This is a genomic window from Variovorax atrisoli 110B, assembly GCF_000382045.1.
In the GTDB taxonomy this organism is placed as follows: Bacteria; Pseudomonadota; Gammaproteobacteria; order Burkholderiales; family Burkholderiaceae_C; genus Variovorax; species Variovorax atrisoli.
This window is the reverse complement of the sequence record NZ_KB907469.1, coordinates 21176-37123: the sequence shown is the minus strand read 5'-3', so window position 1 is coordinate 37123 and position 15948 is coordinate 21176. Positions and strand designations below refer to the sequence as shown.

Genomic DNA, 15948 nt, shown 5'->3' with positions numbered 1-15948 from the left:
CCTTGCAGGGGGCAACACCTGCGGCCCGGCAAAGCCGGTTCCGCGGTGTTTCGCGAACAGACCCTCAACATTGCATAGGACAGATCCCATGGCCCAGAAGATTTCCCTCACCCGCTACCTCGTCGAACAGCAGCGCGCCGACGGCCTCATTCCCGGCCAGCTGCGCCTGCTGCTCGAAGTGGTCGCGCGCGCCTGCAAGAGCATCAGCCAGGCCGTCAACAAGGGCGCGCTGGGCGGCGTGCTCGGCACGGCCGAGAGCGAGAACGTGCAGGGCGAGATCCAGAAGAAGCTGGACATCATCGCCAACGAAGTGCTCATCGAGGCCAACGAATGGGGCGGCCATCTCGCGGCCATGGCCAGCGAGGAAATGGACAGCATCTACGTAGTGCCGAACCGCTACCCGCAGGGCGAGTACCTGCTCATGTTCGACCCGCTCGACGGCAGCAGCAACATCGACGTGAACGTCAGCATCGGCACCATCTTCAGCGTGCTGAAGAAGCCCGACGACCACCCCGGCGTACAGGAAGCCGACTTCCTGCAGGCGGGCACCCAGCAGGTGGCCGCCGGCTACTGCATCTACGGCCCGCAGACCACGCTGGTGCTGACCGTCGGCAACGGCGTGGCCATGTTCACCCTCGACCGCGAACAGGGCAGCTTCGTGCTGACGCAGGAAGACATCCAGATTCCGCCCGACACCAAGGAATTCGCAATCAACATGAGCAACATGCGCCACTGGGACGAGCCCGTGAAGCGCTACATCGACGAATGCCTGGCCGGCAAGGAAGGCCCGCGCGGCAAGGACTTCAACATGCGCTGGATCGCCAGCATGGTGGCCGACGTGCACCGCATCCTGATGCGCGGCGGCGTCTTCATGTACCCGTGGGACAAGCGCGAGCCCGAAAAGGCCGGCAAGCTGCGCCTGATGTACGAAGCCAACCCAATGAGCTGGCTGGTCGAGCAGGCAGGCGGCGCGGCCACCAACGGCAAGCAGCGCATCCTGGATCTGCAGCCCACCAAACTGCACGAGCGCGTGAGCGTGATGTTGGGTTCTAGAAACGAAGTAGAGCGTTTGACGCAGTACCACGCCGAGAAGGCCTGATTTTTGGCTATAATCTGAGGCTTCGCCGGTGTAGCTCAGTCGGTAGAGCAGCTCATTCGTAATGAGAAGGTCGGGTGTTCGATTCATCTCTCCGGCACCAAATCAAAAGCCCCGCTATTTTTTCGATAGCGGGGCTTTTTGTTTGCGGCTCTGAAGCCTTCCAGACGATGGGCCCCTCAATGCGGGTTGCCCGCTCTTCCTGGAATTCGAATCAACGTACGAAAGTCGGTGCGACGGACCGCCTCCTGAGGCCCGATGAAACGGAAGCCTCGCGCTCCCGTTTCGCACAGGGAGGGATCAGCCTTCCTTGTTTTCCTTGATGTTCCAGCCCAGCACCGTCTCGGCACCCTTGCCGCCCTTGTCGGTCTGCTCCCAGTACTGCTGCTTCACCTTCGCAGCCTGGAACGAGTACTGCACGAACACCGCATCGGAGCCCTGCTCGGCCGTGTACTGCACCGAGGTGACCAGCACTTCCTCGAGCGTGACGCGGGTGTATTCGATCTGCGAGCCGCCGGCCTTGCACACCGACACTTCCACCTTGCCCAGGTGCTTGCCGCTCGCGCAGTTCTTCAGCACCGACGGCGCCGCCTTGTCGATGCGCGCCAGCACCTGCAGGTCGTTGAAGCTGGCCTTGCCGACACCGCCTCCACCGCCGCTGACCATGTTGCCGGGCTGCGTGGCGCCCCAGGCGAACGACTTGATGTCGGTCCACTCCTTGTGGTTCGAATCCTTCGATTCGCCGTTAGCGCCCTCGACGCGCATGAACATGTCTACTGCCATGATTGATCGTTCCTTTTGTTGTGGCGCCCCTTCCGGGCACCGTAGAGATTTGCCGCCACTGCAGCGGCAAGATTGAAATCCGGTCATGGCGGCACTCGTGTCGTGCCGCCTCCCGGGCCAACCGCCTGCGATGTTCGGACCGGACCGTGACAAGTGGATTGAATTCAGATGAATTCCTGTCCTGATCGCGCCATTTCTCACGAATCACTTTTCACGTGCCTCGAAGAGGCAATCAAAAAGGGTTAATCAGAAATCAGGCTGGGCGTTGCACCAGAGAACCAAAGCAGTTCATTCGCCCGCTTCTCGCCAAATGCAAAAGGCCCGCCATCGAAACGATGGCGGGCCCTTGATTGCAGGCGCTCGGAGAAGCTACGAGGCCGCCTCGCTCAACCACCTCGCGGCCAGCACCGGCACCAGCTCGGCTGCCCTGCCCTGCATGAAGGTGAAGCCTCGCGGCACCTCCTCCATGTCGAGTGCGACGAGCACCTTCTGCGCGCTGCGGTCCGCATACTGCACGAGCGATGCCGCCGGATAGACAGTGAGCGAGGTGCCGACGACAAGCACGCGTGCCGCAGTCGCCACGTGCTCTTCGGCCTCCTCGAAGTGCTGCACCGCTTCACCGAACCACACGATGTCGGGCCGCAGCTGGGTGCCGTCTTCACAGAGTTGTCCCATGGCAATGGGATCGCCATCGATGCGATAGCGCTTCGGCTCGGGCTCCGAGGTGCCCCGCGCATAGGCAAGTTGCCCGTGCAGGTGCACCACGTTGCGCGACCCGGCACGCTCATGCAGCGCATCGACGTTCTGCGTGACGATCACGACTTCGTAGGCCTGCTCGAGCGACGCGATCGCCATGTGCGCCGCGTTGGGCTGCGCCTGCCACGCCTTCTCGCGCCGCTCGTTGTAGAAGGCCAGCACCGCCTCCGAGTGCTGCTGCCAGCCTTCGGGGCTCGCAAGCTCCTGCCAAGAGTAGCTGTTCCACAGGCCCTTGGCGTCGCGGAACGTAGGCAGGCCGCTCTCGGCACTCACACCGGAGCCCGAGAGCACGACGATCTTGTTCGGCTGGACCTGGGGTTTCATGCTTCGGTGCTCCTTCTGGGTGGCTGCCGTTGAATTGTGGCTCCCCGAACACGGATCGAACGTGTGACCTGCGCATTAACAGTGCGCCGCATCTACCAGCTGAGCTACCGGGGAAGAAAGTGGATTGAAGGATGTGGATGGAGGGGCGATCCGGAGTCGAACCGGGCTGGACGGATTCGCAATCCGCAGCACTGCCGCTTTGCCATCACGCCGGAATCACGCCTGATGATGGCGTCGTTGGTGGATCGTCTTCGAGTCGAACGAAGTATTCCCGAAGGAGACGGGGTTACAGCCCGCTGCAGTCGCCAGTGCTGCTCACGATCCATCGAAAGCAAAAGTCGTTTGACGAATGGCGTTCCGCAGGGGAGTCGAACCCCTGGCTTCCTCCTGGACAGGGAGGCACTCTGGCCACTGAGTTAGCGGAACGAAAGAAGGAAAAGAGAAAGCTGGCAAGCCCTCAAGGATTCGAACCTTGGATCCCGGGATCAAAACCCGGTGCCTTGGACCACTAGGCGAAGGGCCGGCAAAAATCGGTTGGCGCGCGCGGAAGGATTCGAACCTTCAACCGTTGGGTTTGGAGTCCAGTGCTCTGCCAGTTGAGCTACACACGCACAAAAAAACGAAAGAGAAAAGATGGTCTGAGTGGCAGGATTTGAACCTGCAGCCTCCTGCTTCCAAGGCAGGCCGTCTACCAGATTGACACTACACCCAGAGAAATTGGTGCCCCAGGGGAGACTCGAACTCCCAGAATTCCGCTTCTAAGGCGGACACGTCTACCAGTTGCGTCACCGGGGCTGAAAAGGAAACCATTGGCTGTCGCGAATTTTTAAGGAGCACTCACAAGGGCGTGCGGGCAGCACGATCGCTGCTCGTGAACGAATGGCATGAAAACGAAGAGGCCCGGAACCTCACGGTGTCCGGGCCTCTTCTGTTCGAGAGAGAGCTTGGGAGGTCTGCGCCTATGCGCGCCCTCCACCCGGTTGCACCTGATCCTGGTAATCGCACGGCCACAGATTGGCCTGCGGCATGGACGTCGGATACGGGAGTTGATTGAATTGCTGCTGCTGCAGCAGCGGCTGCAGGCCGAGGCCATCGTGCGAAGCGATGCGCACGAACACGTTGCCCGATGCGGGGCAAGTGCTGTAGATGCGGATCGTTGCGGCTTTCACGTTGGGTCCTGTTGGCGTTGAGTGGGATGGACTGTAAATAGTCTTTACACAATCGTCAACTGCTTGGACAAACTTTTTTCAAGCACCGTTGCTGCGAGCGGCGGACAGCGACGCCTTCAATGCGACGATGAGTGCCGCGTAGCCCTCCGCACTGTCTGTGGGCTTCAAAAAGGGCGTCCGCAACCAATGACGGCGGTGCAGGCGCCATGCGCTCATGGAGTTGAATGTCAGTCGCAGAACGCCGCGAGCCCCATGCCCTGCGCCTTCGCTTGGGTCAAGATCGCGTGCGTCGACTTGAAGGCCGCGATCTGCGCGTGTTGAGCGCCAGCTTCAGGGGCGTTGACGGTGAATACCTCGAGCATGGTCACGACCTGCTCGGCGCGCAGCAGCGAATCGTCGAAGTAGTCGAGGTTTACGCCCTTCTGGGCACATCTGTCCAAGAGGGCTCCGATTGCGCGATGCGCATCCATATCAACAGAGCCCGCATGCTCAAGGCCACGGGGGTCTTTCGGCAAGTGGCCGCAGGTCGGCTCGACGAAGTAGAGGTCCAGCATTCGGCACTCTATCGGGGCATCCGTTTCGCCAGTTCGGCGCAGGTCAGGTCCAGGCCATCGGCGTGCGTTGCCAACGGCACGCCAAGCTTGTTTTCCAGGCTCTCGAGCCACTGGAAGAAGCCGACGGTGTGCACTTCGTCGGCCTCGGTCATCTCGAAGATTCCGTTGCTCGCATGCGACCGCTGGACGATCTCGATGAGCGAGATGAACGACGCCAGATCCTTCGCGATGTCGGTGATGTCCAGCGCGCGTATAGCGCGGATCAGGCGCAGCTCTTCCTGCAGCGGTATCACGGTCGGCTGCGCCGTCCAGTACGCCAACAGTTTGCTGAGGGCCGTTGTGGTCATGGCACCACTGCGTACTTGAGATCCTTGTGCTTGACCTTGATTACCGAGTTCGTGAAGACGATCTCGTGACTAAGAAAGCCGTCCTCGAGCACCAGCATTTCATCGATGAGCCAATCGCCGTGAGACCTGTCGCCAGCGGGCCAATCGCTCTTGGTTTTCTCGACCGCATAGGACTGCACGTCGCGATAGTGCAGCGTGATGCGATTCCCATGCGCTCCGGCCAGTTGCATCTCGATGTCATTCGCCCGGAAGTCGCCGTCTTCGAACTCTCGTACGAGCAACTGCTCCAGCCTGGCATCGTGCGGGCATCGCTCGTCCCGATGCTCATAGTGCCATGCTGCACTCATGAATTCGAGAGCGTCCGTCGGCACCAGACTGCTTACCTGCCGTACATAGGCCGGATAAGCGGAGCTGTCCATGGAGTAGCCGTCGCTCGTTTCACTGAACTTGATGATTTTCATGGTGCTTGATGATCAACATCCTGAAAGCCCGCTCTTGCGCACGCGCTCCGAATACTCTCTGGCCGCTACGCGGCTGTTGGGTGTTCCCAGAGCAGGCAGTTTTCCTATTTTTCTCAATTCATCGACGGCGATGCCGTTCAGCACGTTGGATACCTTCGGCGTGACCTTCACTTCGGCGCCGACAGTACCGTGCTTGTTGAAGAAGCCGTCTGGCCCGTAGATGCCAGCTTCGGTCCCGTTGGGTTTGTACACGTGTATCTCGAAAGACGAACCAGTACTCGTGTTGAATCGGTCGATTCTTGCCCTGTAGCCATCGGGCAGTGACAAAGGTGCCTTGGGCGCCCAGCCCCACGGGTCGATCCACGACACAGGATTGGGCGCATAGCTCTGCAGATTGTTCCCGCCAGCAAGGCCGATGGGGTCCGGGCTGATGAAGCGGCCAATGTCGGGGTCATAGAAACGGAAGGTGTTGTAGTGCAGGCCGATGTCGCGGTCCAGGTACTGGCCCTGGAATCGCATGTTCTGCTCGATTCTTGGCAGTGCCTTGTTCGCAGGGGAGGCGGCGCGGCCGTCGAGCAAAGTGGACTCCCACTGCTCGGTCACAGCACCGCCCCACGTGCGATAGCTCGCTCGCCAGCATATCCGGCCGGCCTGATCCGTCAGTTCCTCAGGCAGGCCGGCCTGATCCGTGTGAAGGTGGAAGATGTTCGCAGGTGCAGCGGCACCAGCCTCGCCAGCGGCGGCATCGAGCCGCGCCAGCGGCATGTAACTGCCAGGCTCGTAAACGTGGCTCGTCACTTGCGAGCCGCGCCGCTCCTCGATCAGCCGCATCCCCTCCCAGACAAACCGCGTACTGCCGAACGCATCGTGCTTGGCCACGCGCCGCCCGATCGCGTCGTAGTCGAAGCGCGTGACCTGCGTGGTGGCTTCGGGCGTGCCCGGCCGCCGCGTGGTGTGCACAGCCACGAGGCGGCTTTCGTCGTCCCATTCGAAGCGCTGGTCGGTGTGCCTGCCCGACAGCTTGCGCACCAGCCGGCCGTGGCCGTCGTAGCTGTAGCGCTTGTCCTCGAACACGCGCACGAGGTTGTCGCGCACGTAGCCGGGCGCGGTTGATGCGTCGAGCAGGTTGCCTGCTGGGTCGTAGGCAAAGCGTTCGCTGTTGGCCGCGCTGCGCACGCTCTCTTCGATGCGGCCGGTGGCGTCGTATCTGTGCCCCGTCGTGCCCTGCAGCGAATGCCGGCTCTGCCGCAGCTCACCCACGGGGTCGTAGCTGTATTCCTTCATCAGACCGTCGAGCAGGCGGGCCCCGGGGGTGCCCGTGGCGTCAATGGCCTGGCGCCAGCTCGGGTCTTGCGTAGTGAATGCCGAATCCAGTCCGCCGGGGCGACACCACGACGCGGCCCGCCGGCCCAGTGGGTCCAGCGCGAATCGGGTGTGCAGCGCACCCTGGCTGCGCGCCACTTCGCGGTGCAGGTCGTCGCGCTCGATGTCGCTGATGAGCTGGTGCACCTCGGGTGCATCGCCGTGCTGCTGCGACAAGTTGACCTGATGCAGGTGGCCGGAACCGTAGTACAGGTAGTTCAACGCACGCTGCACGCCCGGCTGCGACGCGATGGTGGGCAGCACGGTCTGCGTGCGGTTGCCGAGTTCGTCGTGCGTGTGGCGCAGGGTGTGGGTTTCGCCGGTGAGTTCGTCGACGGCCGTCTCTTCGATCAGCCGGCCCAGCTTGTCGTAGGCAAACACGGTGCGGTGCAGTGCGCGTGCTTCGCCGTCGCTGCCGGGTTGTGGCGCCTCCAGCTTGATCGCCTCGGTCAGCCGGTCCAGTTGGTCGTAGCTGTAGCGGTAGTGGTGGCTCCCGGTGCGTTTCTCGACGAGGCGGCCCACGGCGTCGCGCAGCAGTTCGGTGCGCAGGGGGCCGGCCGGGCGATGCGGCTCGGCGCCATCTTGCAATGCGAGGTCGTCGTCGCCAATGCCCGGCACATGGGTGATGCACACCGGCCAGCCGTTGGCGTCGTATTCCACCTGCACGCGCGTGCCGCCCACCCGCCGCTCTTCCACCACGCGGTCGGCGGCGTCTCGCACGAACTCGAAGTGCAGGCCGTTCTCGTTGACGAGCGCCTGCAGGCGCTGGGCGCTGTCGTAGTGCCACGCGATGCGGCGTCCCTCGGCGTCCTGCCGCACCAGTGGCTGGCCGCGCAGGCCGAGTGCGAATTGCGTGCTGCGGCTCAGCGCATCGGTGGCGACGACGATGCGGCCGGCCGCATCGCGGCGGAACGACTGGTGGCTCAGGTCGGGCTGCGACACCGACAGCAGCCGCCCCATGGCGTCGTGCGTCAGCCGCGTGCGCTGGCCCATGGCATCGGTCACGGTCTGCAGGTGGCCCCAGCCGTCGTAGGTATAGCGCGTGGTCTTGCCGGAGCAGTCGGTCAGCGAAACCAGCTGCGCGCATTCGTTCCAGGCCATGCGGTTGGTGCCGCCCTTGGCGTCGGTGACGACGATGGGCAGGCCGCGCCTGTCGTAGGCGTACTCGGTGGTGCAGCCAAGCGGGTCGGTCTCGCGCACCAGATTGCCCTGGTCGCTGTAGGCGTAGGTCCAGGTGCTGCCGTCCGCCAGGGTCTGGCGCCAGGGCTCGCCGAACTCGGTCCAGCCGGTGCTTTGCGTGCGGCCCAGCGCATCGGTGCGGCTGCTCATGAAGCCCATGGGATCGTAGCTGCAGCGCGTGGTGGCGCCGCCGGGCTCGGTGATGGCGACGAGCTGGCGCAGCTCGTTGTACTCCGCATGCCACTGGCGGCCCGCCGCGTCGATGTAGTCGGTGACCTGACGGTCGGCATTCCAGTGCCAGGCGAATTCGCGGCCGAGCTGGTCGACGACCAGTGTCTCGCCAAGGGCCAATTCGTCGTCCGCAGCAGGCGGCATGCGGCGCACGGTGTAGCTCTCGCCGTCGTTGGTCCAGTGGCGGACCACGTGCGCGTCGCCAACCTCGCCGCGCCACTCGTAATGGCACTCCAGCCCCGCCGCGTCGGCATGGAAGCTCATGAGGCCTTGGGCCTCGTAGCCGAAGCGGCGCACCACCGCGCCGTTGCGGTCGGTCACGTCGATCAGGCGGCCTTCGGCGTCGTGCCTGTATGCCACCAGCAGGCCGGGCAGCTCGCCCGGTGCGCCGGCGGCCAGGCGCACTGCCGCCAGACGGCGGCTGTCGCCCGGGTAGTCGAGCGCCAGCAGGCGCCCGGTGCTGTCGGTCAGCTCTGTCAGCCGGCCCTGTGCGTCGTGGCGCAGGTCGATGAAGTTGCCGTTGCGGTCTTCGAGCCGCGCGAGCTTCAGCGTCTGCGCGCGCGCCGCGCCTTCAGCCGGCGGCTCGAACAGGAAGAAAAGCCCGCCCGGCACGTGGATGAAGTAGTGGCCGCCTTCGGTGCGGCACAGGTCGAGCCCGTCGCGCAGGCTGTACTGGCGCGTGCCGGGCTCGATGTCGGGCAGCACCATCGGCCGGCCCTGCTCGTCGATGAGCGTGACGACAGGCAGGCCTTCGTCGTCGCTGCCCAGCCGCAGTTCCATCGAATAGGGCAGGTTCCAGCCCTGCCCCAGCGGGCCGTCGCGGCGCAGGTCGTGACTGCTGTAGAAGCGCTGCCATGCAATGGGCAGCGGCCCCGGCAGGCTGAAGTCGAGCTCGCTCTCGCCGCCCAGGAACTTGCCGCCGGTGGCCGCGTGCACCGGATTGCCGAAGGAGCTGACCATGCCGTGGATGCCCATGCCAAGCCCCACCGCCCCTTCGATCAGGCAAGGCAGCGCGTTCTTGCCCTGCCGCGCCAGCTTGGGCAGGCAGCGCAGGCCGCGGTAGATCATGACCACGTTGAAGATGGTCACCAGCACCTTGGAGATGAGCGGCACCTCGTCGGCCACATCGCGCACGCGCGCTGTCGGGCCGCCGATGAAGACCGTGGGCGCCCCGTCGCTCACCTTGGCGCCGCACTCGGTGTGGTCGTCCTTGCGCGAGGCCACGCCCATGTTGATGAACACGGTCTCCGCGCCCTCGGCAAGAAGAATCTGCGGCGAGTCGTTCTTGCAACTCACCGTGTCCATGGGAGCATCGGGCGAGGCCCGGGCCGCGCCCAGGGCCTTGCCGCCGATGAACACGTCCGACGATCCGCTGGTGATCATCCCGGTGACCGTGAGCGTCTCGGGCACCAGCGCATCGGCGATCGACTCGCCCAGGCTCGCACCGACGTAGCCGCCGGCCATGCGCGCGCCCACGACCACCGCGCCCGCCACCAGCGGCCCAGCGAGGCCGCCGGTGCCGACCACCGCAGCCGCCGCCACGCCCACTGCGAAGCCCACGGCGATGCCGCCGATCAATCCGCCCGCGAACTTGGCCCAGAAGCGCGCATGCGCGTTGGTGTGGGCGATGGGGTCATGCAGCCGGGCAGCCGGTTTGCCGTCCATGGCGCCTCAGGCCCTCGGCTGGAAACTCTCGAGCATGCGCCGCCACAGCGCGATCGCCTCGGCATCGAAAGGCACGGGGCTGCTGGCCGTGAGGATCAGCACGCTCCTGCCGCCCGGGTCCTGCGGCAGCAGGAACACGGCCTGGCGCTGGTGCAATGCCTGGCCGTTCTGCTTGAACTGGGTCACGAGCTCGATGGCATGCAGGCTCGCGATGGCCGGGCCCACGGCGATGTCGGTGCGCGACACCTCCTTGAGCTGGCTCACCTGGCGCGTCAGGTCGTTCATCTGCCGCGTGACGAACTGCGCCAGGGTTTCCTGCGTTCGCAACGCGTCGCGGCTCACGATGAGCGTGGTGCCGGAGCCGTCGGGCATCGCGAGGACGTTCATCGAGCGGTCGATGCGGCCGTCTTCGGGGATGTCGAACTGGCCTTCCTGAACGTGGTACTTCATCGGGCTGCTTTCTTGCAGTGTTCCATGCGGGTGTTCTATGCGGGATCGAAGGCCACGAAAGCCAGGCAGTCCGGGTTGCGCTCGGTGAAGCCGAAAGACAGCCGGCCCCAGTCGGGCGTTGCCGTGAAAGTGGTCGCCTCGTCGAGCGAACGGCCGCGCGGCACGTCGGTGATCTCGAGCGCGGCGTAGTGCTGGCGCACTTCGCCCAGCGGCACGCAGCGCCCCTTCAGCTCCAGCACCAGAAACCCCTTGCTTGCGTCTTCGCGCTTGATGCGAAGGTCGATGCGCGCCAGCTCGGTGCCGTCCGCAAGGCGCACGGGCGAGCCCTCGAAGAACTGGAATGCGTTGCCGCCAGCGGCAAGCGTGTCGCTGAGGGTGGTCGACAACGTGCGGCCCACGTTCTGCGTGGAGAACGGCAACTGCGCAGCCAGCGTATCGATGGTCTGCCAGAGCGTGAGGGTCGTCGTAGCTTGTGGATTCATGGTTCAGTGCTTGCCGGCATATTTCTTGTCATAGCCGTTGCCGTAGTACTGCGTGTACTGCTCGCCGGTGGTCGATGTGGTGAGCGTGCCGTAGTACTTGCCGGCCGCGGCCCTCGCAGCCTCGCGGGTGCCCCCCTTCGCCCAGATGTTGTAGGCATCGTTGAAGGCTTCCACATTTGCGGGGTTGGCCCCCTTGAGGATGTCGACCTTGGCCGCGCGCCAGACCTCGCGCCGCACCTGGATCTGGTTCAGCGCAGCCTCACCCTCGGAACCGAGCATGCCGTTGACGTACGCGGCCTTCGACGAAATATCGGGCTTGAAGCTGTACGAATACATCGCGTGCCCGACCTCATGCGACAGCGACGCGGCGGTCTTGTACGGGTCTTTCTGATAGGCACCGTCGATCACGATCTTCTTGAAGCCCGAATTGGTATTGGCATAGGTGCCCCCGCCCGCAGGCCCGTAGCTGATGGACCACTTGTCGCCCTGCAGGAACTTGAGCTGCCGCTGCAACGTGGGTGACCGCGCTGCAATCGCATCGACGCCCTTGCCGAGGCCGGTGGTCACATAGCCCGGCGGCGACGCCGCGGGCAGGGCATGCTCCGAGGCTTGCGCAGACGTGGCAGCGGCCGCGGGCGCCACTGGCACGTCCTCCTCCGCCACGGCTTCTTCGGCCTGGCTGCCGATCGGCGCATCGCAGTTCAGGAAGATCTTCCCGCCCCGCTGGTCAAGGTTGTCCGTGAAGTTGACCAGTCCCTTCACGCCGTTGATCTGCACCGTGCCGTCCGCCAGCAGGACGATCGACGACTTGCCGCAGATCAGCGAGATGCTGGTCTTGGCGGTGACGAACACGTCCTGCTCCGCCGCCTGGATCACCACCGACTTCTGCCCGGTGAGGTTCGCGTTGGCCGCGGTGGAGGTGACGGAGACGTCGGTCTTCGACACCAGGTTGATCGCACCAGCGCCCGCATGCGAGACGATGTCGCCGTCGGACACCACGTTGATCTGCCCGCCCTCGCTCACCTGCGTGAGCATGCCCTTGGCGGCGAGCTGCGTGAGCTGGGCGCCGGTGGTCATGGTCAGCGCCGAGACGGAGCGCATCGACACGCTCTGCCCCGAACTCACCACGATGGGCCGGGGGCTGATCATCGTCTGGCCCTCGGGGCTGACGATGGAGACCACGGGCTTGTCGATCTTGCGCGAGAGGTCGAGCATCTGCTGCGCGTCGGCCATGGCCGGGTCGGGATCGTCCGAGACGCCGGCCTCGGGCGATCCGCCGGCCGCCAGCGCCGCGACAGCCTGCGACATGCCGCCGAGCGACTGCACGCCCTGCACCAGCCCCGAGAGCGTCTGGTTCTTGCCCTGGGCCATCGCGCTCACGAGCGATTTGGTCGCGGCCACGGCCTGCCCAGCCGCCTGCATGAGCGCGTTGCTCTGCGCGAGTGTGGCGCCCATCTGCTCGTGGCCGTCGGGGTTGTCGCGCGAGGTCTTCTGCGCGAAGTCCTGCGTGTAGGTGGTCAGCAGCAGGCCCTTGTCGGCGCGGATGGAGCCCCACTCGTTGGTGCGCAGCTCGAAGCCGTAGCTGCGCTGCACGCCGGAGCCCTGGTTCATCAGGTAGCCCATGTGCAGGTGGGTGTTGCCGTGGTCGGTCGACAGCTCGATGTGCTCGGTGCCGCGGCTGTCCTCGAAGCGCAGCATGTGCTTGCCGCCGCCGCCCTTGCTCCAGTGGGTCTGGAAGCCGGTCTGGGTCTTGTGGCGCGGCAGCTCCCACGGCGGCATCTGCGCGGCGTTGTAGACGCAGCCTGTGACGATCGGATGGTCGGGGTCGCCGTTGAGGAAATCGACGATCACCTCCTGGCCGATGCGCGGGATGTGCATCGCGCCGTAGTTGCTGCCAGCCCAGGTCTGCGAGACGCGGATCCAGCACGAGGAGTTCTCGTCGCGCTTGCCGTAGCGGTCCCAGTGGAACTGCACCTTGATGCGGCCGTACTGGTCGGTGTGGATCTCCTCGCCCGCAGGGCCGACCACCACCGCGGTCTGCGGCCCGGTGGTGCGCGGCTTCGGCGTGACGCGTGCGGGGCGGTACGGCGCGCTGTCGGGCAGCACCTCGAAGCTCTGGCGATAGCTGGTGCTGCTGGTCGACTCGCTGTAGGCCGCGTCCGCCGCGCCGACCACGCGCAGCGCGTTCTCCTGGAAGTCGTAGGTCACGGCCTCGATCAGGTAGCGGCGGTTCTCCTGCGCGTTGGGGTGGCGCGCCAGCTCGAACAGGTAGCCGGGCGCCATGTGGCGCAGGTTGCCCTCGGCGCTCACCAGTTCGCGGCGCCCTGCGAGCTGCTCCAGCCGCAGGCGTGCGTAGTTCTCGCCGTCGGCCAGCTCGGTGTAGCCGCCGGGCCAGTCGTAGATCTCGAAGCTGTCGCGGCTGTGGCCGGCCGGCTGCTGGCGTACGGTGTCGATCTCGGCGTTGGGCTTCCTGAAGTCGTAGTCGTCGGCCGCGAAGTTGCCCGATGCGATGTCCTCCGAATGGCTCCAGCTGTCGATGAAGTCCTGCTCGAGGATCTGCGCGGCGAGCACGCCCGCGTGATAAGGCACCCTCACCGGGCCGCTGGGCAGGTCGGTGTGCGAATCGGCGCCGTCGCACAGCACCAGCTGATGGCTACCCTGCGCGTGCGAGAAGAAATAGTAGATGCCCTCCTGCTCCATGAGCCGGCTGGCGAAGTTGAAGTCGCTCTCCGAGTACTGCACGCAGTAGTCCCAGGTGCGGTAGTTGCCGCTCAGCCGTGCGTCGATGGCGAAGCCGTAGGGCGCGAGCACCTCCTGCAGGATCTGCGGTGCGGTCTTGAACTGGAATATCCTGAAATCGGAGCGGCGGGTGGCGTACCACAGCCAGGGGCGCAGCGTGGCCTCGTACACGCACATGTCGCCGTCGTCCTTGCCGATGTAGGCGAAGCGCGTGACCTGGCCGCTCAGGAAGCGGCTGCCGGCGCCGCCGAGTTCGGTGGCGAGGTTCACCTCGATGCTCATGTCCTCGCCCAGCATGCTGCGGGGCTGGATGTTGGGCATGTCGCTGATGAGCCGGACGCGTTGCTCGAACAGCGTGGAGATGCGCTCCTGTCCCGTCATCGAGCGGAACTTCAGGCGCTCGCCCAGCACGCTGTGGGCGATGAAACTGCGGGTCATTCCTGGAAAGCTCCCTGGTCAATGCGAGCCCGGGGCGTGCCGCGCGAGCGGCAAACCGGCCGGGCAAAAGAGAGCTCAGGCCTCCTTGTTTTCCTTGATGTTCCAGCCCAGCACCGTCTCGGCGCCCTTGCCGCCCTTGTCGGTCTGCTCCCAGTACTGCTGCTTCACCTTGGCGGCCTGGAACGAGTACTGCACGAACACGGCGTCAGAACCCTGCTCGGCCGTGTACTGCACCGAGGTGACCAGCACTTCCTCGAGCGTGACGCGCGTGTATTCGATCTGCGAGCCGCCCGCCTTGCACACCGACACTTCCACCTTGCCCAGGTGCTTGCCACTCGCGCAGTTCTTCAGCACCGAGGGCGCCGCCTTGTCGATGCGAGCCAGCACCTGCAGGTCGTTGAAGCTGGCCTTGCCGACACCGCCTCCACCGCCGCTGACCATGTTGCCGGGCTGCGTGGCGCCCCAGGCGAACGACTTGATGTCGGTCCACTCCTTGTGGTTCGAATCCTTCGATTCGCCGTTCGCGCCTTCGACGCGCATGAACATGTCTACTGCCATGAGATCAACTCCCTCGGAAATTGCGTGCCCGAACGGGGCACATTGGAACCAGCCGCCCTCCCTGCTGGAGGACGGCAACGAATCACATCCAGGCGGTGCCGGCACCGGTGACACAGCGGCGGCAGCCTTTTTCAAGCACGAGGCTTCAGCGCCCGCACCTTAATCGACGCCTCCCGGCGCGGCCAGTGCCAAACGACATGCGTAAAAAGAACTACCCGGGACCGGCGTCGAGGCGATCGACTCCGTCACCTATCGCCAACCGCGAGATGTGAAACAAGCGCATGTGACGCCGGCGGCATGAAACAGACCGCCGCTGCGCCGTTGGTTCCGGGGGACACATCCTGTACTGTTGCGGGCGAACCGCCCCCCGGACCGCCCCATCCCTCAGGAACCCGCATGGCCTCTTCCACATCCGCTGCCCACCCGCACTACGACCGCCTGATCGCCGCCGCGCGCGGCCTGCCCTCGCTGCGGGTCGCGGTAGTGCATCCCGCCAACGCCGCATCGCTGGAAGCTGCACTGGCATCGGCGTCGCTGGGCCTGATCGTGCCGACGCTCGTGGGCCCGCGCGCGAAGATCGAGGCAGCCGCGCAAGAGGCGGGCATCGATCTGTCCAGGATCGAGATCGTCGATGCGCCCCACAGCCATGCCGCGGCCGATGCGGCTGTGGCCATGGCGCTGCGCGGCGAGGTCGATGCTCTGATGAAGGGCAGCCTGCACACCGACGAACTGATGGGTGCCGTCGTGCGCCGTGAAGGCGGCCTGCGCACCTCGCGTCGCATCAGCCATTGCTTCGTGATGGACATCCCGGGCCACGCGCAGCCGCTGATCATTTCCGACGCGGCCATCAACATCGCGCCCACGCTCGAGGAGAAGGCCGACATCGTGCAGAACGCGATCGATCTTGCGCATGCGCTGCACATGCCGGCAGTGCGCGTCGCGATTCTTTCCGCGACGGAGACGGTCAACGCCAAGGTGCCTTCCACACTCGACGCCGCGGTGCTGTGCAAGATGGCCGATCGCGGCCAGATCACCGGCGCGGTGCTCGACGGCCCGCTCGCGATGGACAACGCCATCGACGCCGAGGCCGCGCGCATCAAGGGCATCGTCTCGCCGGTGGCGGGTCGCGCCAACGTGCTCATCGTGCCCGACCTCGATGCGGGCAACATGCTCGCGAAGAGCCTGACCTTCCTCGGCGGCGCCTATGCGGCGGGCATCGTGCTGGGCACGAAGGTGCCGGTGATCCTCACGAGCCGGGCCGACTCCGAACCGGCCCGGCTCGCCTCGTGCGCCGTCGCCTCCATGCTCGCGAAGGCGGGGCGCGACAAGCTCATCAAGGCGGTGGGCTGAGCCC

Annotated in this window: 13 protein-coding genes and 7 tRNA genes; 3 read left to right on the top strand and 17 right to left on the bottom strand. The window is 65.2% G+C overall.

The window, feature by feature from the left end:
- Window positions 1-88: 88 nt before the first annotated feature.
- Window positions 89-1099: a class 1 fructose-bisphosphatase gene (locus G369_RS0132425; RefSeq protein WP_019658239.1), complete on the top strand. Its 1011-nt coding sequence runs from the start codon at window positions 89-91 to the stop codon at window positions 1097-1099.
- A gap of 24 nt (window positions 1100-1123) precedes the next feature.
- Window positions 1124-1199 (top strand) — tRNA-Thr (locus G369_RS0132420).
- Window positions 1200-1396: 197 nt separating this feature from the next.
- Here G369_RS0132420 and G369_RS0132415 read toward each other — a convergent pair.
- From G369_RS0132415 to G369_RS0132330, 17 genes are all read right to left on the bottom strand, one after another.
- Window positions 1397-1879 (bottom strand): Hcp family type VI secretion system effector, encoded by a 483-nt coding sequence (locus tag G369_RS0132415; protein WP_019658238.1) that lies wholly within the window; start codon window positions 1877-1879, stop codon window positions 1397-1399.
- A 369-nt stretch (window positions 1880-2248) separates the two neighbouring features.
- Window positions 2249-2959, bottom strand: coding sequence for an SIR2 family NAD-dependent protein deacylase (locus G369_RS0132410; protein WP_019658237.1), 711 nt, complete (start codon window positions 2957-2959; stop codon window positions 2249-2251).
- A gap of 37 nt (window positions 2960-2996) precedes the next feature.
- Window positions 2997-3073, bottom strand: a tRNA-Asn gene (locus G369_RS0132405).
- Window positions 3074-3309: 236 nt separating this feature from the next.
- A tRNA-Asp gene (locus tag G369_RS0132395) sits at window positions 3310-3385 on the bottom strand.
- A 21-nt stretch (window positions 3386-3406) separates the two neighbouring features.
- A tRNA-Gln gene (locus G369_RS0132390) sits at window positions 3407-3482 on the bottom strand.
- A 12-nt stretch (window positions 3483-3494) separates the two neighbouring features.
- Window positions 3495-3570: transfer RNA gene (locus G369_RS0132385), tRNA-Trp, on the bottom strand.
- 23 nt (window positions 3571-3593) lie between these two features.
- Window positions 3594-3671, bottom strand: a tRNA-Pro gene (locus G369_RS0132380).
- A 6-nt stretch (window positions 3672-3677) separates the two neighbouring features.
- A tRNA-Leu gene (locus G369_RS0132375) sits at window positions 3678-3754 on the bottom strand.
- Between the two features lie 164 nt (window positions 3755-3918).
- Window positions 3919-4128: a hypothetical protein gene (locus G369_RS0132370; protein ID WP_019658236.1), complete on the bottom strand. Its 210-nt coding sequence runs from the start codon at window positions 4126-4128 to the stop codon at window positions 3919-3921.
- A 227-nt stretch (window positions 4129-4355) separates the two neighbouring features.
- A complete protein-coding gene (locus G369_RS0132365; protein WP_019658235.1) occupies window positions 4356-4682 on the bottom strand; it encodes a hypothetical protein in 327 nt (108 codons plus the stop codon).
- An 8-nt stretch (window positions 4683-4690) separates the two neighbouring features.
- Entirely contained in the window at window positions 4691-5029 is a 339-nt protein-coding gene (locus G369_RS0132360; RefSeq protein ID WP_019658234.1) for a hypothetical protein, read from the bottom strand.
- Complete coding sequence (locus tag G369_RS0132355; protein ID WP_019658233.1) at window positions 5026-5490, bottom strand: hypothetical protein; 465 nt, start codon at window positions 5488-5490, stop codon at window positions 5026-5028. Before G369_RS0132355 ends, G369_RS0132360 begins: the two co-directional genes overlap by 4 nt.
- 12 nt (window positions 5491-5502) lie before the next feature.
- The gene (locus tag G369_RS36730; RefSeq protein ID WP_019658232.1) at window positions 5503-9927 is read right to left on the bottom strand and encodes an RHS repeat-associated core domain-containing protein; all 4425 of its coding nucleotides are present in this window, start codon (window positions 9925-9927) and stop codon (window positions 5503-5505) included.
- Between the two features lie 6 nt (window positions 9928-9933).
- Window positions 9934-10377: a DcrB-related protein gene (locus tag G369_RS0132345; protein ID WP_019658231.1), complete on the bottom strand. Its 444-nt coding sequence runs from the start codon at window positions 10375-10377 to the stop codon at window positions 9934-9936.
- A gap of 35 nt (window positions 10378-10412) precedes the next feature.
- Window positions 10413-10859: a hypothetical protein gene (locus G369_RS0132340; RefSeq protein WP_020723425.1), complete on the bottom strand. Its 447-nt coding sequence runs from the start codon at window positions 10857-10859 to the stop codon at window positions 10413-10415.
- Window positions 10860-10862: 3 nt separating this feature from the next.
- Window positions 10863-14036 carry a type VI secretion system Vgr family protein gene (locus G369_RS36725; RefSeq protein WP_019658229.1) on the bottom strand — a complete coding sequence of 1058 codons (3174 nt, stop codon included), beginning with the start codon at window positions 14034-14036 and terminating at the stop codon, window positions 10863-10865.
- Window positions 14037-14111: 75 nt separating this feature from the next.
- Complete coding sequence (locus G369_RS0132330; RefSeq protein WP_019658228.1) at window positions 14112-14594, bottom strand: Hcp family type VI secretion system effector; 483 nt, start codon at window positions 14592-14594, stop codon at window positions 14112-14114.
- Window positions 14595-14990: 396 nt separating this feature from the next.
- Here G369_RS0132330 and G369_RS0132325 point away from each other — a divergent pair, with 396 nt between their 5' ends.
- Entirely contained in the window at window positions 14991-15944 is a 954-nt protein-coding gene (locus G369_RS0132325) for a phosphate acetyltransferase (protein ID WP_019658227.1), read from the top strand.
- Window positions 15945-15948: the final 4 nt, after the last annotated feature.